This window comes from Peptoniphilus sp. oral taxon 386 str. F0131 (genome assembly GCF_000090945.1).
Taxonomy (GTDB): domain Bacteria; phylum Bacillota; class Clostridia; order Tissierellales; family Peptoniphilaceae; genus Anaerosphaera; species Anaerosphaera mikwangii.
In genome coordinates this window covers 296,034-316,507 of the sequence record NZ_GL349422.1, presented here as the reverse complement: position 1 = coordinate 316,507, position 20,474 = coordinate 296,034, and the positions used below count along the sequence as shown (strand labels likewise).

Genomic DNA, 20,474 nt, shown 5'->3' with positions numbered 1-20,474 from the left:
TTTTTTGTATAGTGGATATTTAACTGATGTAGGAAATTTAAAAGTAGGTCATGCACAAAATTTTGACGGACTTACAGGAGTTACGGTAATAATACCTGAAAAAGGAGCTGTATGTGGAGTAGACGTAAGAGGAAGTGCTCCGGGAACAAGAGAAACGGATTTATTAAGACCTGAAAATCTTGTAGAGAAGGTAAATTGTGTTATGCTAAGCGGAGGATCTGCTTATGGACTTAATGCTGCAAGCGGAATTATGAAATACTTAGAGGAAAAAGAGCTTGGAATGGATGTTACCGTATGCAGAGTTCCTATAGTAGTAGGAGCAGTTATATTTGATTTAGCTGTAGGAGATCCACATTGTCGTCCCGACTTGGAGATGGGATATGAAGCTTGCAAAAATTCTAAGACCGAAGATACGTCTATGGGCTGTATAGGAGCGGGAACAGGAGCAACTGTTGGAAAAATCTTGGGAAATGATTTTTCAATGAAGTCGGGAATAGGACAAGCATCTATTCAAATCGGCAATTTAAAAATTGCAGCACTTACAGTTTTAAATGCATTTGGAGATATATGTGATGCTGAAAAAGGTATTCAAATCGCAGGTGTATATTCAAGAGAAGAAAAGAAATTTTTAGATACAATGAAAATTTATGAAGAAAAAACAGCAAACTATAACGCATTTAATAGGGCAACAAATACGACGATTTCAATAGTTGCAACAAATGCAAAATTGACTAAGGCAAATTGTAATAAAATTTCGCAAATGGCACACGACGGATATGCAAGAAGTATAGAACCTGTGCATACCATGTTTGACGGAGATACAATATTTACAATAGCAACAGGAGAAGTGGAGACTGATATCAGCTTTGTAGGTATGACGGCAGCAAAGGTAATATCAAGAGCAATTTCAAATGCGGTATATTCGTCAAAAACAACAAAAGGGCTAATCTCCTATGAAGATATAAATTTGTAGGGTTAGTAATATATTGAACGGTATCTTTAAGAACCGTATCAGGAGGTAAAAAATGAATAATGGAAGAAAGAGATCTGTTACAAACAGACAACTTGTAGTAGCAGCCATGCTTGGAGCAGTTACTGTAGTATTAGGACTTACTCCCCTTGGCTTTATTCCGCTTGGAATAATAAATGCAACTACTATGCACATTCCTGTAATAATCGCAGGAATATTGGAAGGTCCGATTGTAGGAGCGGCAGTCGGTTTAATATTTGGAGTGTCAAGTTTATTTAATGCAATAACAAGGCCGGGACCTATATCATTTGTATTCTATAATCCGTTGATATCAATAGTTCCGAGAATTTTGATAGGGTTAGTTTCAGCTTATGTTTACAGGTTTTTAAAAGATAAAAATGAAAACAGCCTAAAAAAAGCGTCAACTGTTGCTTGGCTTGTAATAATAGCATTTTTAGCATATCTATTACAAAAAAATATTAAATCGGATGCAAACACAACTACGCTTGTACTGATGGGAATATTTTTAGTAATTTCAATATTTATGCTCTATTATACTTACAAGCATATGAATAATGATTTTTCAATAACTGCTGCAGCATTTTTAGGTTCTATGACAAATACAATTTTTGTACTTGGAGGCATATATCTCATATATGCGGAAAGATATATGAATACAATCGGAAAACCTATCGAACAAGCAAGAACTGCAATTTTAGGAGTAACTGTTACATCAGGAATACCTGAAGCTATTCTGTCGGTAATAATTACAACAGCTGTAGTAAAAGCAATGCTTTTAGGAAGAGGTAAATAAATGCTTTTAGCGATTAATATAGAAAATAAGGATACAATTTTTGGAATTTATAATAATGATGAGCTCTTATACAAATTTAGAATAAAAACTGATATTTCAAAATCAGCTGATGAAATAGGAATTCTATATAAGCTTCTCTTACAAGATGTAGATATAAGCTTTCACAATATAGATGGAGTTATAATATCATCAGTTGTTCCCGATATGACTTACAATGTTGAAAAGATGATTAAAAAATATTGTAAACTTGAACCTGTGATAGTCGGAGTTGGAATTAAAACAGGACTTAACATAAAATGTGAAAATCCGAAAGAAGTGGGCTCAGATAGAATTTCAAATGCAGTTGCCGTATTAAATAAATTTAGAGGAAGTGCTATTATAATAAATTCTGGTTCAGTATTGACGTTTGATGTTGTAAATGAAAAATCTGATTTTCTTGGAGGACTTATAGTTTCCGGAATAAAGATTGCACGAGACGCAGTTACAACTGAAAATGCAAAACTGCCTAAAATAGAGATAGTAGAACCTAAAAAAGTTATAGGAAATACGACGGTAAAAGCTATGCAGTCCGGACTATATTATCAATATGTAAGCACAATAGATGGAATAATAGGTTATATATTAACTGAATTGGAATTAAAACCTGAAGATGTCAATATAGTAATGACGGGAAGTTTTTCGTCATTACTCACAAAAGATTCAAAATATAATTTAATTGTAGATAATAATTTGACACTAAAAGGACTTAAAATAATATATGAAATAAATAAAAAGATGTCTTAATAAAAATTAAGACATCTTTTTATTTATTTCAATACGATAGCTCTCTATTCATGCTTTTGCTTGAAGTCTTAATAGACTTCCTTATTTGTCATTTCGACTGTAGTCCCGTTAGTATTTTTTCCTTGTCATTTCGACTGGAGGCGTAGCCAAAATGGAGAAATCTCATACAATGGTAGAAATAAAAGAGATCTCTCCGCTACAATTCACTGCACTTAGTTTCGTTCATTTTCGGTCGAAATGACAGAAGAGAATGCTTGAGATAACAAAATAAGTCTTAGAAAAAATTGAAATATTTGATATAAATTATGTTTATATTCAAACTTTAAAAGTTAAAATGGAAATGATGTACTAAAAGTAAATAAATTATAAGTTAAAATTGCTAAATAATTGTTAAAAAGAGTAGACTTTTTGTACCGTAATTTAGTATAATATAAAAATGGGATTTATATAGTTTTACTATAGAAAGGTTTTGTTTGCTGAGGTTATCGTTAGTTTATAAAGGTATCCTTTGAAAATAAAACTTTAATTTTGTTTTCAAAATTAAAATTATAAATTTTGAAAAGGAATAAAGAGGGGGAAATAAAATCAATGAAAAAGAGGATAATATTACAAAAAGTAATATCTTTTTTATTAGCTTTTATAATACTTTTAGGGGTTATTGTTTCAAGCAGTACTGTTTTTGCAGAAAGTGAATCGTTAGAAACTACGGTTACGAAAAAGTTAGGCATAAAGCTGAAAGAAGATGTTGACATCAAAGACGAAAATGCCTTATTTGAGAATGAAATTAAAGAAGCAGTTATGAAAGCTGTTAATAAAATAGATGGAACTGAGAAGTTTTTAGATAAAAATTTTCTAATTAAATCTCCGTCTGTTAAGGGTGCACCTATGACAAACGGTAAACTTGCGGTATATGATGACAGTCATAAGATTAATGATACATCAAACGGTGACGGAACGTCAATAAACGAATATAATTTGGCAACTATGACGGATACATTGTTTACTATAAATTACACGCCTTTTTTCCGTGTGAAGGATGATGGTAGCAATGAGTTCGGCGACCAAAGAATTGTAGTGGATATACCGTCTTACGGATTCAAACTTTCCAACCCCGGCATTGAAGGAGTGCAGTTTGAAAAAATTACCATGCTTGATGCAAATGGCAATGTAATTCCGTTGGATCCTGTATCGCAAAAGAATTATGATAAAGTTGTAAAAATTATTTATGATATAAATGATAATTTTCTTGGATCTTTGGGCGGTAGTGCAAGCTTGGTTTTTAATATCGCCTTTAACAGACGCAGTTTGACCGCTAAAGAATGTGAAAAGTGGCTGAACGAAGGAAAACTTGAAACAAAGCTTAATGTTGCTGCCTGTGAGGGAGAAAACAACGAGCCGATTAACAGTGCAGGAAATCCGTCAGAATATAAGTGGAGAATGTCACCGATTAATTATAATGATCCTAAAACGACAGTAACAGGAGATCGTCATCTAAATGCAAGTAGCATGGCAAAGATAGCAAATTCCGGTTTTATAAATTTTTATGATACAGATCCTGCAAGCGGTCCGTTTACAGGTAACAGGGACTACTATTATTATAAGCAGGGGACGATTCATGATGGAGATACTCCTCTAATGAGTTTGAAACATATTAAAGTTTATGTTCCAAAAACTGCAAGTGCTGAGGGAAATTTTATTTTAAAAAAATTACAAATCAGAAATGGATTATATGATTTAGATCTTGCTTATTATGTAAGCGTTAGTGAAATGAAAAATGATGGTGACGGCAGGGGAAATTATTATATTTTAACGCCAAGAAAACCTATGTATAATAATGGAAGCGATCATAAATGGAGTGAAGTTTTTTCAAATGGATTTTCACCTGTATGGCAAGTTCCGGATGGAATAGAAGATATCGGTTCTGACACTTTATATGAAGCTACAACACCTGAATTTGTCTTTGAGACTCCAAACGGAACGGACGGCAAAAAGGAAGTTATCGTCAGTGCTGATGGCCAAGGTGTAAAGATTAAAACTATGAAAGCTCATATTGTAGATGGATATGAAATTCATAGCTTTGCAGGACCGGGATATCAGCTTTATAAAAACGCAGGAGGATATTATACTGCAAATGCAGTATCTCCTGATGCGAATTATTCAGATGTAGGTTATACTCGTTTAAGTAATGAATATTATATATTAAAAGATGCAAACGGAGAATGGAATGAGTATTTTCCAAAGAATAAGACCGGAGCTACGGTTGAAACTTATGAATTTCCGGAAGAAATTCAACCCACTGCATGGAAAGGGACTGCTCAAACATGGAATAATACTTCTTATAAAGTAGCAAAGGTTGTTTATACTACTGCAGATGGTAATGAACATACAGTAGATGTAAATTCACCTGTTCATTTAGCAAATAAAGTTCATAATTTTCCTAAAGTAAACTTTGATACTTCCGGTGGAAGAATAACTAAAGTTGAGGTGTATTGGGAATATTTAAATAATGATATCTTTAATGCAACTACACATTTTGCAGGAAGATATAATGAAAATACCAGAAGACAGTCATATGCTCAAAGTAAATTTGACTTTTATGTTACGCCTACAGCTACAGGACATTTACAGGTAAAATATTCTGCAAAATCAACTGATCCAACTGCTGATGTAAATGACAATTTTGATTATGAGGCTGACAAGGCTGTAAAGAATCCTGTTAATAATCTCAGTGGAAAAGCAAAGGACGATTTCTTTTGGACGACAGTAACTCAAAAGAAATGTACACCTTTGAAGGCGGAAAGTACAGGAGCCAGATTAAAAGAAAATGTACTGTTTCCTAATCAAGCAGAAAATGGAACTTTCTATGATACTTGGATGATGTTCTTTGATTATGGAGTTAAGAAAGAGTTTTCTCCTGTGACAAAAAATCCGAAGATTGATATGACAGTAGGAACTTTGAATCTTAAGGGATTGGATACTAAAGCTGATAAAACAGGACTTTTGACTGGAAAATTTACGGCAGCGAAAGCTTTAAGTGGATGGAAAATCACTTATAAAACTGTTGATAATCTATCCGGAACTGAAAGTGCAGAGAAAGTATATGATATTGGAAATATTGAAGACGGAACAAAAATAGATCTTGGAATTGACAGAAATGTTGAACATTTGTCAAGTATTATCCTAAGCTATGATGGGGTATTCAATATTGAACCGTTTGCGGATAAGCAAACAGGAATAGCTGTATTGTTTTCCAATATCGAATATGAACTTAGAAATACGGATTTCAAAGGAAATCCACTTACTATAGAGAAGGAAAAAGGTGCTTGGTATGGACCTAATTACTTTATTCAGAATTTAGAAGGTAAATACTATAATGGAAACTGCAGCGACGGTAATCATATTCATGATGCGGGCAAAGGACAAGCCTTTGGCGGTAGGGCATGGAATGCTATAAAAACACCGCAACGTTACGGTCTTTTGACAAGAACTTATATTGTTACCAATAAGACTGCGGATAATGTCATTTCAAATACCGGTGATGATACGATTAATTCCATTTCACAGACCGGAACAAGTATGCAAAAAGTTAAATTTAATACAAAAGCTTATGCTTATGCTATGAATTCAGATGTTCCTGAAGCAGGTAAGATGCCTTATGGAATCCCTGAATCTGCCTATGTGGAAATCACGGATAAGCAATTTGCCGCCGATGTGGACAAGTGTAAATTTTTAGGTTATGATAATGCATCCGGCAATGTGAAAATCGAACAGATTAAGGATGTTGACGGCAGAGTATGGATTAAAATGTCTATTACAGAAGCGGGAATACAAGCTTTAAATAGACAAATTAGGGAAATTACTAAGAATAAGGCGTTTTCTTACTATTATTACTACAATGACAATGTACTTAAATTTATGGAAGACCCTGTTGTAATTGCGTTAAAGAGTTTCAGATATACGAGTGTTACCTCTCCGGGAGAAAATGAACATCATCCGTACGGAATGGTTTATTACGATATGAGTAAACTGGAGAGCAAGCTGGACGGCAGCAAGGAAGAATACTACAGCTATGCAAAACTCGAAGGCGATTTATTTCAGCTAACTGAAAATGCGGCAAAGGCGCTTGATGCTACGAAGGAGAAGAAACTGTTCGGAGTAAATTTGAGCAAGGTGGAAGTCATAGTATCCAAGAATACGGCGGTAGGTTCAAATATATTCCCGGGAAAATATGATAATATCGTATATGGAACAGCAGGAAGTAAATTCCCTACACAAAAATTCTATCCTGATGAGAGAGAGAATCTGCGTGGAGATTTTTCCGTTCAAGCTCCGGATTCAGACGGATTTAAGGAATTTAAGGCAATTATTGAAATTCCTAAAAAAGATAAATCAGTATCATATACTCAGCAAAATGAAACAGTTCAAACGCCGAAAACTGAAGTTAATATGTATTTGACAGGTGAAGCGATTGTTACGGGAGACAGTCGTCCGGGTAAACAGGAATTCAGTTATAGTATAGACGGTGGAAACACATTTGTTTCTGCAGCGGATGTAACAAATTGGGACAAAGTAACTCATGTTAAACTTGATTTAGGAGAACTTCCTAAGGGCAGTCAGGTAAATATTAAATTGCCACTTAGAACTAATGCTAAAACTACAACTGATGAACTTGAAGCATATATTGGCGGAAGCTTTGAAACAACCGACTATACAGGATATAAGATGAGTGGCTATATCAATCCTGCAAAATATGTGTATGGAAATTTTTCTATTATTTCATCAGATGTATGGTGGGATAAGAATGAAAACGGAAAACTTGATGATGGAGAAAAAAAGCAAATGGTGTTAAATTTGAACTATATTCTCCTAATCATGATGTAATTATCAATAATAAGCTAATTCCTGCTAATACTTTGATTCACAGTGCAATTACAGATAAAAATGGAAGATATGAATTAAAGAGCTATATGCTTGATAAAGGTCAGTGGATGAAAGTTACTATTCCGGATGATGAAGCAAAGCTTACATTGAAAGCGGAAGATTCGGATATGTTGGAACACAAAAATTCCGATTTTGACAGAACAAACTATAAAACGTCTGAATTACCTGAACTTGTAAGAGATAAATCACTTGATACTATAGGTTGCGGATTGATTCATCCTCCTAAAATAAAAACGGAGACTGTTAAGCTTCATGTTGGAGAAGAGTCGGGGGAAGCGGCAGCTAAAGGACTTGCTACAAGTGACCATCCTACTGTATTTCCTGAATTAAAATATCTTGAGTTACAAAATGATGTAGCAGATGTTGACAATAGCGGGAAAGTAATTGGAAAGACGACAGGTAAAATTAAAGCTGAAGTTACAACAACTAACACATTGGCAAGTACCGATCAGGCAATACCTGAAGATACAGTAAAAGCGGAATATGATATTATCGTTTATGGAAATATCATTTACAACAAGAATCATGCTGATGTAACGGGAGAAGCACCAAAGGACAATAATGGATATTATCCATCCGTTAACGCTGACGGAGATGATGCAGATACAGATAAAGTGACTGTTTTAGGTGCGGGTACAATGAAAAGATCCGGATATGTATTCAAAGGATGGAATACACAAGCTGACGGCAAAGGTACTATGTACACCAAAGGCAATACTTTTAAAACAGGAACTTTGGATAAAGATGTAGAGCTATATGCAATTTGGTCTTTAATTTGGACACCGATGGAAATTCCCACAAGAGATGTCAAGGTAACAAAGACTTGGGATTTGCTTGAAGGACATACAATTCCTGTTAATGAAATTCAAGTTGAATTATTTAAAGATAATATTTCAACCGGTAAAAAACTTACTTTAAATGAAGCAAATAACTGGACTGTTACTTTTGAAAAATTACCTGTTTCAGCAACTTTAGGTGGAGCTAATCATAATTATACAGTTAAAGAAGTTGGAGAAAGTGGTTCTGCTATTAAATTTGATAATAAATGGTTTGGAGTTACTTATGCTGGAACTATGAAAGATGGTCTTACAGTAACTAATAAAGAAAAGTTACCATGGACACCGATGGAACCGCCAACTAGAGATATCAAAGTAACAAAAGAGTGGAAAGACATTCAAGGAAATAACGCAGAAGCTCCAGTAGAAAAGATAGAAGTGGAGCTATACAAAAATGGAGTTGCTACAGGAAACAAGTTGGAACTTACAAAGGACAATAATTGGACAGCGACATTTGAAAAACTTGAAGTAGCAGATAAACTTGGAAGTACAAACTACTATCAATATACAGTTAAGGAAACCGGTGAAAGTGGAAATGCTATTCAATTGAATAATAAGTGGTACGGAGTTATTTATGGCGGAACAATGAAAGACGGTTTGACTGTGACCAACAAAGAAAAGTTACCATGGACACCGATGATACCACCAACAAGAGATATTAAAGTAATAAAAGAGTGGAAAGACATTCAAGGCAATGTTAAGGAAGCTCCTGTAGATAAGATAGAAGTAGAATTATACAAAGATGGAGTAGCTACAGGTACTAAATTAGATCTTACAAAAGACAATAATTGGTCAGTTACTTTTGAAAAATTACCGGTATCAGCAACTTTAGGCGGAGAAAATCACAATTATACTGTAAAAGAAGTTGGCGAAAGCAGAAATGCTATTCAATTAGCCGGCAAGTGGTTTGGTGTTACTTATACTGGTACAATGAAAGACGGCTTTACAGTAACTAACAAAGAAAAAATACCGTGGACACCGATGGAACCGCCGATAAGAGATATTAAAGTAACAAAAGAGTGGAAAAACATTCAAGGAAATAATGTACAATCTCCTGTAGATAAGATAGAAGTAGAACTATATAAAGACGGAGTTGAAACAGGAAAAACACTTGAACTGAACTCAGGCAATAACTGGAGCGGAGAATTCAAGAATCTTGAAGTGGCAGATGGACTTGGAAGTATAAATTACTATCAATACACAGTCAAGGAAGTTGGCGAAAGCGGAAATGCTATTCAATTAGCCGGCAAGTGGTTTGGCGTTACTTACACTGGTACTATGAAAGACGGTCTTAAAGTAACAAATAAAGAAAAACTGCCATGGACACCGATGGAAATTCCCACAAGAGATGTCAAGGTAACAAAGACTTGGGAATTGCTTGAAGGGCATACAATACCTGTTAATGAAATACAAGTAGAATTATTTAAAAATGATGTTTCAACAGGAAAAAAACTTACTTTAAATGAAGCAAATAATTGGACTGCTACTTTTGAAAAATTGCCGGTATCAGCAACTTTAGGCGGGGTAAATCACAATTATACGGTTAAGGAAGTTGGCGAAAGCGGTTCAGCAATTAAATTAGTCGGTAAATGGTTTGGAGTTATTTATGGCGGAACAATGAAAGACGGTCTTACAGTAACCAACAAAGAAAAGTTACCATGGACACCGATGGAACCGCCAATCAGAGATATTAAAGTAACAAAAGAATGGAAAGACATTCAAGGAAATGACGCAGAAGCTCCTATTGAAAGTGTTGAAGTGGAGTTATACAAAGACGGAGTGGCTACAGGAAAGAAGTTGGAACTTACAAAGGATAACAACTGGACTGTAACTTTCGAAAAACTTGAAGTGGCGGACGGACTTGGAAATATAAATTACTATCAATACACAGTTAAGGAAACCGGTGAAAGTGGAAATGCAATTCAACTAAATAACAAATGGTATAGAGTTACTTATGATGGTACAATGGTAGATGGTTTTACGGTTACCAACAGAGAAAAACTGCCATGGACACCGATGGAACCGCCGACAAGAGATATTAAAGTAACAAAAGAATGGAAAGACAACTCAGAAAACAGCATTGAAGCTCCTATAGATAGAATAGAAGTAGAACTATATAAAGACGGAGTAGCTACAGGCGAGAAACTTGAACTTACAGAGGATAATAACTGGAGCGGAGAGTTCGAGAAACTTGAAGTGGCAAACGGACTTGGAAGTACAAACTACTATCAATATACAGTTAAGGAAGTTGGAGAAAGCGGTTCATCCATTCAACTAGCAGGTAAGTGGTATGAAGTAAGCTATAGCGGAACAATGAAAGACGGTCTGACAATAACCAATAAAGAGAAAAATTCATGGATACCGCCATATACACCTCCGGAGATACCATACACACCACCGTATACACCGCAGGAATTACCATTTACACCACCGACATCAACGTATACACCGTTGGAAACACAACCGGTGATAGATGAAACAACCTATGTAAATGTTGAGAAAGAGTGGGAAGGAAAAGAACTTGACAGCATAAATATAACGCTATATGCAAATGGAATAGCAATAGAAAGCAAAACTCTGACAAAATCAGAAAATTGGAAATACACATTTAAAGACCTAAAAACATACGACGACGAAGGAAATAAAATAGAATACACAATAGGAGAAGAAGAACAACAAGGATATAAGACAGAAATAACAGGAGACATGGAAGAAGGATTTAGAATTAAAAATATAGAAATTCCAAAGGAAATTCCAAAGGAGCCTGAAGTTATTCAATACAAAAAAATTCCAAAAACCGGATTTGTCAATTCAGGTCTATATGCAGAAATGGCAACAATAATAGCGGTTGGAATATATGCTGTGAGTGTATTTAAAAAGAAGAAATATTAGTATTATAAAGTTGCTCAAATTGTCAAAGGAGCAATATAGAAAACAGTAAAGACTATAATAAAAGATATACTAATTTTTACAGAGTTGAAATATGTATAAAGTAAAAAGATGAGATTAAAACCAATCTCATCTTTTTTATTTAAAAATTAAATATATTTTATGGTACTGAAAAGTTATAGAAAGAATCAAATTGAAAACACCTAAAGATTATATTGTTGTATTCCTCAGATGTTTTATAATTATACTTTTTTCTTATCATGATGCACTTTCTTGAGTTTGAATAACGGGTTCTATCAAAACATTGTCAGTCGGATCAAGAACTTCTATAAATGTAAGTCCGGGAGCTAATATTATTTCTTCTCCGTTTGTTGTTTTAAATATTGTCTTTTCTTTTTTACTTGGTTTTTCCCAAGTTATATCTATTACTTTACCTTGAGTAAACAGTTTTCCGTTTCCGCTTCCTATATGTTCTATTGTGAGAGTGTCTTTTGGTCCTGTAATACTTGATTTTGCAAATTCAAGTATTATATTTTTTGCAGATACATTTGATCCGTCTCTTTCATCAATTACATTTTCTCCATTTCTTATAGGTAGATATGTTTTAGTTTCTTCATTATACTCAAAAGTCATATTATAGTGTTTGAAGAAATCCAATGAAAGTTTTGTAGCAGGAGAATCACCCATTTGTAGATTAAGAGTATCCAAATTTTCTGATGTGTCGAACTTAAAGCCTTTTACTTCTTTAAGGTCTTCTAAGTAATTAAAATCTTTTGCTGCCGAATATAATAAATCATAGCTTGTATAACCGTCATGAGGACGTTTCTTTTTTACTTCTTTATTTCTGTAGTAGGTTGAGCCCTCTAAATAAATTCCATCCAAGTCTTTTAAGCCGACAGTTTCAATTTCCATGTAGCCTGCATCTGAACCTCCCCAGTGAGCATAAATTGCATCATATTCTTTTGCGGTATCTACAAAGTATGGTCTTGCAGAGCGAACCGGACCAAGTACATCAACATGGTTTTTCATAAATAGTGCCATAAATCTTGTATACTCACCTTCAGCTTTAAATTCATAGATTATTTCAGCATCGTTAAGACCTGATTGAGGAGTTGCATCAGGATGGTTATCAATCATAACTGCAAATACAGGTTCTTTTGAAATGTTTTTTTCAGTTTCTATTCCGCTAAGAGGTGCATAGTAGTGAATTTCTTCTTTTACAGGTTCGTTTACTTTATTCGAACTTTCGCTTGCACCGTTTGAAGAGCAGGCACAAAGTGTAAAGGATAATAGTAGTGTTGTAATTAATTTAGTTTTATTCATAATCATTCTCCATATTAAAATTATTTTTAATTTCGGTAATTAATATTTTTAATTCCGGAAAAATTAATCTATCTTTATGATAAATTAATTCAAAACTTTTTTAAATATAATGTCATTGCTGTTGCAAATTCATTGAGTTATTTTACCTCCTTAATAATAGTTTAATGAGTACATAGATAAAAATCAATACTTGTAAAAAGATTAACTTTTTGTTGATAATAAGCAAGAATTAACATTCAAATGTGATATAATTAAAAAAAGTGAGGTGTTGTTATGAGTATTTCAAGAAATGAAATGATTAAACTTGATAAGGAGGCTACTTCCAAGTATAAAATACCGTCGTTATTGTTGATGGAAAATGCGGCAGTTGCTATTTTTCATCAACTAAATATTTACGACTCATATACTATTGTATGCGGAGGCGGAAATAATGGCGGCGATGGAGTTGCTTTGGCAAGACATCTTCTAATTAATAAAAAAGATGTTGATGTATTTATAGTGAAAGATCCGAAAAGTGATGATTTAATTAAAAATTTGGAAATGCTTAAAAATCTTACTGAAAATATATTTTTTATAGAAAATGAAAATGATTTGGATTTGTTGGTTAATTCACTTGAAGTAAATGAAGTTTGCGTAGATGCTATTTTCGGAACGGGTCTTACAAGAAATGTAGACGGGATTTATGAGAAGGTTATAGATAATATCAACGCCCATTCCAATTACACTTGTTCAATAGATATACCGTCAGGACTTGATGCTGATACGGGGAATATTTTAGGCAGTGTGGTTATGGCAAATGAAACGATAACTATACATGATGTAAAAGATGGTATGGTCAATAATGAAATTTGCGGAAAAATTTCAACTGTATATATAGGAATACCTGCGATATGAAATTAAAAATAGATGGGAATGTGAATTTTACCGAAGGTTCAATAGCATCGGGGATAATTTATTTTGCGATACCGCTTTTACTTTCAAATTTTTTGCAACAACTTTACAATACAGCAGATCTCATGATAGTTGGAAATTTTGCAGGTAAAGGACCTATGGCATCTGTAGGTGCAACAGGTCCTGTTGCAAATTTATTAATAGGATTATTCTTAGGACTTACTACAGGGGCATCTGTTATAGTATCTCAATTTTATGGAATGGGAAATAGGAAGAAACTTCACAGCTGTATTCATACTTCTTATGCAGTAGCTATAGTGGGAGGAATAGTTTTATCTGTGTTGGGATATTTTTTATCTCCTATTATTCTTTCGAATTTGAATACGCCACGTGAAATTATGGATGATTCAATAAGATATATGAGAATTTTTTTCCTTGGAGTTACGCCCCTGTTAATTTACAATATGGGAGCGGGAATTTTAAGATCTACCGGAGATTCAAGAAGACCTTTTAATTTTTTATGCATAAGTGCGATAGTAAATATAATTTTAGATGTAGTATTTGTAGTTTATTTTAAGTTATCAGTAGTCGGAGCGGGTTGGGCAACTTTTATTTCTCAAGTTGTATCTGCGATTTTGGTTACTTATAACCTTATGGTTTCTGATAGAATTTTTAAATTAAATCCTAAAGATGTCAAATTTTATAGAGATACTATTGGAAAAATTTTAAAAATAGGAATTCCGATAGGTGTACAATCAAGTGTAATTTCCCTTTCAAATGTTTTGATACAATCAAAAATTAATACATTTGGAGCGAATGCAATAGCCGGAATTTCTGCAGAAAGTAGAATAGACGGATTCATATTTATGGCACTTCAAGCTGTGTCTTTATCCGCAACAACATTTGCAGGACAAAATTTTGGAGCCGGCAGATTTGACAGAATAAAAAAAGGAATAAAAACTGCAATGTTGCTCATGGTCGGAACTGCATTATTTTTATCTGCAATAAGTATAATTTTTGCAAAAATTTTAATTTCTGTATTTAACAGTGATCCTGAAGTTATAAACTATGGTTCAGAATGTCTGTATTATATTGCAAGTACATGTTTTATATTTGGAATAAGTGAAGTATTCGGCGGTTTTGTAAGAGGAGCGGGGAAAGCAATAGTTCCGATGGCAATTTCAATAGTTTCAATGTGCGGGCTTAGAATGGTTTGGATATATGTTGCTCTTAGAACTTGGAATAATATAGAAATAATTTATCTATCTTATCCTATCTCGTGGATAGTTACATGTATTTTAAATGGATTATATTATTTTTTTGGAAAGTGGAATCCGCAGGAAAGGTTTAATAAATAAAGTATTAAAAAGCATTGCATTATAATAAAATAGAGTATAGTATTATAAAAAGGCGGATATATTATGATTTATAGCGATAAACTATATTTTGATAAAATGAAGCTTGAAGATGTATATAAATTTAAAAATTGGGGAAAGCATAGTATTTCTCTATATGATGATTATAATTTCTATGAGGACTCTAAAAAAGATATAGAAGATTGGTTTTCGTGGAAAACTCACGGACGAAGAGTTTTATATTTTACAATATTTGAAGAAGGAGAACCTATAGGATATTTGAGTTTTAAGAGAATAAATAAATTTTTTAAGACGGCAGTCCTTGGAATTGTATTAAATCCGGATAAGGTATCATGTGGATATGGAACGGAAATACTTTTGAGAATGTTAAGTTACTATTTTAATGAGATGAATTTTTCGAAGATATATTTATCTGTTGCGGGGTACAATGACAGAGCAAAGAGATTATATAAAAAAATGGGATTTAGAAAATATTCTTCAACAATTTATTTTTATCCAAATGGAGATATAGATTTTAGTGATGTGGAATATACAAAGTTTAAAAAATATTTTTTGAGTTTTTTCGGGAAATTATTTTTTTATGCAGATAAGATGATTTTAGATAGAAATACTTTCAATGAGGTGGTAAAATGTATTTCAAATTAAAAAAATTAAGTATGGATATGGGAGATACTCCTGTTGAAAATATTTTTATAAATGATTATATGCCTGCAGCGGACGGAAATTTTGTAAAGGTTTATCTGATAGGTTATAAACTTGCAAGAGAGTCCGGAGGACTTAAAAATTTTGACTTTCATACAGTTGCAGACATCCTAGGATTGATAGAATCTGATGTTTTAAGAGCATGGGATTACTGGGAGAAGGTTGGAATAATAAAGAAAGAACTGCAAGAAGATGGAAGTTTTGATATAGTTTTTTTGAGTTTAAAGGAATTGTATGTTGAAAATATATATACAGTTTCTAATGCTGAAGAAAAAGTAGATCAAAATTCAATATTAGATGATAAAAAAATAGCGGGCTTACTTTCAAGTGCGGACTATTTTATGAGAGGCAGACTTTCAATAGCACAAAAGCAAGATATTGCATCGTGGAGAGATGTATATAATATGCCTGTTGAAATTATTGAAGAAGCATTTTGGTATGCTACGGAAGTAAAAAAGAAAGATAGTATTCAATATGTTGAAGCAATTGTGAGAAATTGGTCTAAGAATAACATTAGAACAGTTGAAGATATAGAAAATAGCTATAGAGAACATGATGAGAGATATTATAGGCTTATAAAAATAAAAGATAAAATAGGGTTGTCAAATAAATCTTATAATGCTGTAGATTTTGAGACGGTAAACAGTTGGTTTGAGAAGTATAATATAAGTATGGAGCTTGTAATGGCTGCATGTGAAAAGTGCATAAATACAAATAATCCGAATTTAGGATATGTAAACAGAATTTTATTGAATTGGGTAGAAAAAGGAATAACAAGTCCGGATCAAATTAAGAGTTTGGATAAAAGAGAAACTAAAGTTAAAAAAACTAAGTTTCATAATTTCAAACAGCTTACCGATAAATTATCAGAAGATGATTTGGAAGAACTTGCAAGGAAAAAAAGACAGGCTTATTATAAAAGTCTAAGGTGATATTTATGAGGGAAATTTTTAGAAAAATTGAAAGAGAGTATGAAATTAAAAGGGATGAGAATCAAAAAGCTCTTAATCTTCGCAAAGAAGAAGTTTATTTAAAAATCCCCGAAATTAAAAAAATTGATGAGTGTATTGTAAATTTGAGCATTGAGGCGACTAAAAGGCAAATAAAAAATCCTTCGGTTGATGAACTTGAAAAAATTAATGAGGATATATATGCCCTTCGGGGCGAAAAGGAAAGATTTTTATTAAAAAATGGATACGAGGCAGATTATTTAGATTTACATTATAGCTGTGAGGAGTGTAAAGATACAGGATATCTTCAGGGCGGGATCAGATGTAACTGTCTAAAAGCAAGGCTAAGTAATGATTTATATAATATAAGCAATATTTCCTATATGCTCAGAAAAGAAAATTTTGATACATTTGACTTAAATATTTTTTCGGATGAGATATATGAGGAAGAGGGAATTTCTCCAAGAGAAAATATGAGGATGATTTATAAATGTTCAATGGAATTTTTAAAAACATTCAAAGAAAAAAATGATTACAATATGCTTTTTTACGGAGCAACAGGTCAGGGAAAGACCTTTATGTTAAATTGCATAGCTAAGTATCTTTTAGATAGAAATGTAAATGTAATTTATCAAACTGCTTTTAATATGTTAGATGTAATAGAAGATAGAAAGTTTAGAAGAAATGAATTAAATTCTATGAAATATGATATGTTGTTTGATAGTGAACTGTTAATAATTGATGATTTGGGAATTGAAATGGTAAACTCATTTTCGGCATCTGAAATTTTTAATATAGTCAATGCCAGAATGATAAGCGGAAAGAAAACATTAATTTCTACAAATTTGTCTTTGAAAGAACTTTCAAACACATATACAGATAGGGTTTTTTCAAGAGTATTTTATAAATTTAAGCCTTTAAAATTTTTTGGCGAAGATTTAAGATTAAAAATTAATTTATAAGGGATGAAGAATATGAATATTTCACAAAGAGTGCAGGAAATACCCTATTCTGCAATAAGAAAATTAACACCGTATGCTGATGAAGCTAAGGCTAAGGGTAAAAAAGTATATCATTTAAATATAGGAGCTCCGGATACGAAAACTCCGGAAGAATTTTTTTATGCAATTAAAAATTTAGATATGAAAACTTTGAGTTATGCACCTTCTATAGGTGTTAAAGAACTTAGGGAGCAAACTGCTAAATACTATAAAAATAAGGGAATAGATTTTGATTCTGACAAGGAGATAATTATAACAGCAGGTGCAAGTGAGGCGTTATTATTTGCTATAATTGCAGTTTCAGAAATAGGAGAGAGAATTTTAACTTGTAATCCGTTCTATTCAAATTATTATACAATTTTCAGAGAGTGCGGGATAAAGCCACAAACATTTGATACAACAGTAGAAGACGGATATAGACTTCCAGACTACGAAACTATAAAGGCCTCTGTTACAGAACAAACGGCGGCAATATTAATTTCAAATCCGTCAAATCCTACAGGAGCGGTTTATACGGAAGATGAAATTAGAAGATTGGTTAGAGTTGCAGTTGAAGAAGATTTATATATAATTGCAGATGAAGTATATAGAGAATTTGTATTTGACGGAGCAAAATTTAAATCATTTGCAGAAATAGAAGGAATAGAAGACAGATTGATACTTTTAGATTCAATATCTAAAAGATTTGGAGCTTGCGGTGCAAGAATAGGTTCAATAGCTTGTAAAAATAAAGAACTTATGGCTTCTTTTGTAAAGCTTGCTACAGCAAGACTTGCAGTTGCAACAGTTGAACAAATAGGCGCAACTCAGCTCTATGATGTAAGTGAAGAATATTTTAAGGAAGTAAATGAAGAATATCAAAGAAGAAGAGATTGTATTTACAATGAGCTTAGCAAAATAGATGGTGTAAAAATTTATAAACCTGAAGGAGCATTTTACATTATGCCGCAACTTCCTATTGAGGATGCAGAGGATTTTGCAAAATGGATGTTGACAGATTTTGATGTAGACGGAGAAACAGTTATGATAGCACCGGGTTTTGGATTTTATCACAATTCAGAAGTTGGAAGAAATCAAGCAAGACTTGCATTTGTATTAAATGTAGAAGACCTTAAAAAAGCAATAAAAATTCTTGGATTGGGGCTTGAAAAATACAAAAAATTAAAAAATTTGTAACAGTTAGGAGAAGTTAATGAAAAAGGAACAATTACAAAAAATTTTTATAATGCTTGTAGTTTTAGTATCTCTATTACAGCTGATATATAATGAATCAATAATTAAGCTTGGAGAATATAAAATGCTTGTTAGAAATATAGAATACTTTGTAATTGCTGTGGTAGCAGTAGTTAGTGTATTATATGCAAGATTGGATAATAAAAAAACTGCGGGAAATTTAATAAAGTTATATTTACTTTTAATTGTTCTTTTTATACTTTTTAAAATCAGAGGCATTATATAATAACCGGTCATATTGACCGGTTATTTTTTATGAAAATAAAGTATAGAAGAAAATTATCGATAAAAATCAAATAAAAATCAAAGATTTAAAAAAGTAAGTTATAATTAAAAAAAATTTGGTATATAAAAATAAATGGAGATGATAATATGAAAAAAAATCTAATTTTGGCAGGAATCATGCTGTTATCATTAATAATAATAACTACATTGGAAAAAAATAAAATGAATGATAACAAATTTGAAAAAGAATTAGGAGGGGACGTAAAAATGATAAACAAGGAAAATGAAAAGACAATATATCTCGCCGGAGGATGTTTTTGGGGAGTGGAAGGGTATTTTCAAAAAATAAATGGAATTAATTCTACTGATACAGGATATGCAAATGGAAACAGTAATTCTACAACATATAACAATCTAAAAAATTCAGATCATGCAGAAACAGTAAAAATTGATTATGATATATCCAAAATCTCTTTAGAAGAAATTTTATTACACTATTTTAGAATAATTGATCCTAAATCTATAAACAAACAGGGAAATGATATTGGAAGACAATACAGAACAGGAATATATTATACAGATGAAAATGATAAAAAGATAATTGATAAAATAATGAAGTATGAAGAAGAAAAACATGGTGAACTTGCAGTAGAAGTGCAAGAACTTAAAAATTTTGTACTAGCCGAAGATTATCATCAAGATTATTTGAAGAATAACCCTTCAGGATATTGTCACATAAATCTAAAAATGGCATCGGAGCCGTTAATGGATGAAGACTATCCAATACCGTCAAAGGAAGAATTAAAGACTAAATTAAGTGAAGAAGATTATGATGTAATAGTAAATGCAGGAACAGAAAGATCACATACAAGCAAGCTTAACGATGAATACAGAAAAGGAATATATGTGGATAAAGTATCAAAAGAACCACTATTTGCATCTAAGGACAAATTTGATGCAGGGTGCGGATGGCCAAGCTTTTCAAAGCCGATTGTTACAGATAAATTAAAAGAAAGCAAGGATACAAGTCATGGGATGATAAGGACAGAGGTTAGAAGTAAAAACTCAAATTCACATTTAGGGCATGTATTTGATGACGGTCCTAAAGAAAGTGGCGGATTGAGATATTGCATAAATGGAGCTTCACTTGAATTTGTTCCATATGAAGAAATGGACGAAAAAGGATATGGAGAATACAAAGTATTTTGTGAATAAATTAAAATAATTAAAAAATATTATAAAAATATTAGAAAAAACTATTGACAAAAAAGAATAAAACTAATAGAATAAAAAAGCTGTCGCTTGAACAGAAAATTTCATAAAAGAAATAAAGAAAAATAAAAAAAACATCTTGACATCTTTAAAATGAAATTATATAATGAATAAGCTGTTCAAATGAATAGCAAACCTTGATAATTAAATAGTGTAAGAGAAAGAAACACAAGCAAAGCAAAAAGCTTAGCGGAAAAAGTCAGTGAAAGAAACTGAAAGCTAAGGATACAAATTTCAATTGAGAGTTTGATCCTGGCTCAGGACGAAC

14 protein-coding genes are annotated in these 20,474 nt (G+C 32.4%); 13 read left to right on the top strand and 1 reads right to left on the bottom strand.

Annotated elements, in window-relative coordinates; all coding sequences use genetic code 11:
- The first annotated feature begins 4 nt into the window (after nt 1-4).
- The 5 genes from HMPREF0629_RS01505 to HMPREF0629_RS08050 all read left to right on the top strand — a co-directional run bounded on the left by HMPREF0629_RS01505 (nt 5) and on the right by HMPREF0629_RS08050 (nt 11,236).
- The gene (locus HMPREF0629_RS01505; protein WP_009221610.1) at nt 5-973 is read left to right on the top strand and encodes a P1 family peptidase; all 969 of its coding nucleotides are present in this window, start codon (nt 5-7) and stop codon (nt 971-973) included.
- Nucleotides 974-1,025: 52 nt separating this feature from the next.
- Nucleotides 1,026-1,784 carry an ECF transporter S component gene (locus HMPREF0629_RS01500; RefSeq protein ID WP_009221609.1) on the top strand — a complete coding sequence of 253 codons (759 nt, stop codon included), beginning with the start codon at nt 1,026-1,028 and terminating at the stop codon, nt 1,782-1,784.
- Nucleotides 1,785-2,567: a type III pantothenate kinase gene (locus tag HMPREF0629_RS01495; protein ID WP_009221608.1), complete on the top strand. Its 783-nt coding sequence runs from the start codon at nt 1,785-1,787 to the stop codon at nt 2,565-2,567.
- 588 nt (nt 2,568-3,155) lie between these two features.
- Complete coding sequence (locus HMPREF0629_RS01490) at nt 3,156-7,448, top strand: hypothetical protein (protein WP_009221607.1); 4,293 nt, start codon at nt 3,156-3,158, stop codon at nt 7,446-7,448.
- Between the two features lie 32 nt (nt 7,449-7,480).
- Nucleotides 7,481-11,236, top strand: coding sequence for a Cna B-type domain-containing protein (locus HMPREF0629_RS08050; protein ID WP_009221606.1), 3,756 nt, complete (start codon nt 7,481-7,483; stop codon nt 11,234-11,236).
- A 255-nt stretch (nt 11,237-11,491) separates the two neighbouring features.
- Here the strand turns inward: HMPREF0629_RS08050 and HMPREF0629_RS01480 are convergent, their stop codons facing one another.
- Nucleotides 11,492-12,556 carry a DUF3048 domain-containing protein gene (locus HMPREF0629_RS01480; protein WP_009221605.1) on the bottom strand — a complete coding sequence of 355 codons (1,065 nt, stop codon included), beginning with the start codon at nt 12,554-12,556 and terminating at the stop codon, nt 11,492-11,494.
- A gap of 273 nt (nt 12,557-12,829) precedes the next feature.
- Here HMPREF0629_RS01480 and HMPREF0629_RS01475 point away from each other — a divergent pair, with 273 nt between their 5' ends.
- The 8 genes from HMPREF0629_RS01475 to msrB all read left to right on the top strand — a co-directional run bounded on the left by HMPREF0629_RS01475 (nt 12,830) and on the right by msrB (nt 20,149).
- Nucleotides 12,830-13,450: an NAD(P)H-hydrate epimerase gene (locus tag HMPREF0629_RS01475; protein ID WP_009221604.1), complete on the top strand. Its 621-nt coding sequence runs from the start codon at nt 12,830-12,832 to the stop codon at nt 13,448-13,450.
- Nucleotides 13,447-14,805: an MATE family efflux transporter gene (locus HMPREF0629_RS01470; protein WP_009221603.1), complete on the top strand. Its 1,359-nt coding sequence runs from the start codon at nt 13,447-13,449 to the stop codon at nt 14,803-14,805. The genes HMPREF0629_RS01475 and HMPREF0629_RS01470 overlap by 4 nt, the downstream gene beginning before the upstream one ends.
- Nucleotides 14,806-14,868: 63 nt before the next feature.
- Nucleotides 14,869-15,468 carry a GNAT family N-acetyltransferase gene (locus HMPREF0629_RS01465; RefSeq protein WP_009221602.1) on the top strand — a complete coding sequence of 200 codons (600 nt, stop codon included), beginning with the start codon at nt 14,869-14,871 and terminating at the stop codon, nt 15,466-15,468.
- Nucleotides 15,453-16,457 carry a DnaD domain-containing protein gene (locus HMPREF0629_RS01460; RefSeq protein WP_009221601.1) on the top strand — a complete coding sequence of 335 codons (1,005 nt, stop codon included), beginning with the start codon at nt 15,453-15,455 and terminating at the stop codon, nt 16,455-16,457. The genes HMPREF0629_RS01465 and HMPREF0629_RS01460 overlap by 16 nt, the downstream gene beginning before the upstream one ends.
- Nucleotides 16,458-16,462: 5 nt before the next feature.
- Nucleotides 16,463-17,437, top strand: coding sequence for an ATP-binding protein (locus tag HMPREF0629_RS01455; protein ID WP_009221600.1), 975 nt, complete (start codon nt 16,463-16,465; stop codon nt 17,435-17,437).
- Between the two features lie 3 nt (nt 17,438-17,440).
- Nucleotides 17,441-18,652, top strand: a complete 1,212-nt coding sequence (locus HMPREF0629_RS01450) for a pyridoxal phosphate-dependent aminotransferase (protein WP_369688055.1) — start codon at nt 17,441-17,443, stop codon at nt 18,650-18,652.
- 16 nt (nt 18,653-18,668) lie between these two features.
- A complete protein-coding gene (locus HMPREF0629_RS01445; RefSeq protein WP_009221598.1) occupies nt 18,669-18,935 on the top strand; it encodes a hypothetical protein in 267 nt (88 codons plus the stop codon).
- A gap of 266 nt (nt 18,936-19,201) precedes the next feature.
- A complete protein-coding gene (msrB, locus tag HMPREF0629_RS01440) occupies nt 19,202-20,149 on the top strand; it encodes a peptide-methionine (R)-S-oxide reductase MsrB (RefSeq protein ID WP_255263840.1) in 948 nt (315 codons plus the stop codon).
- Nucleotides 20,150-20,474 lie beyond the last annotated feature (325 nt).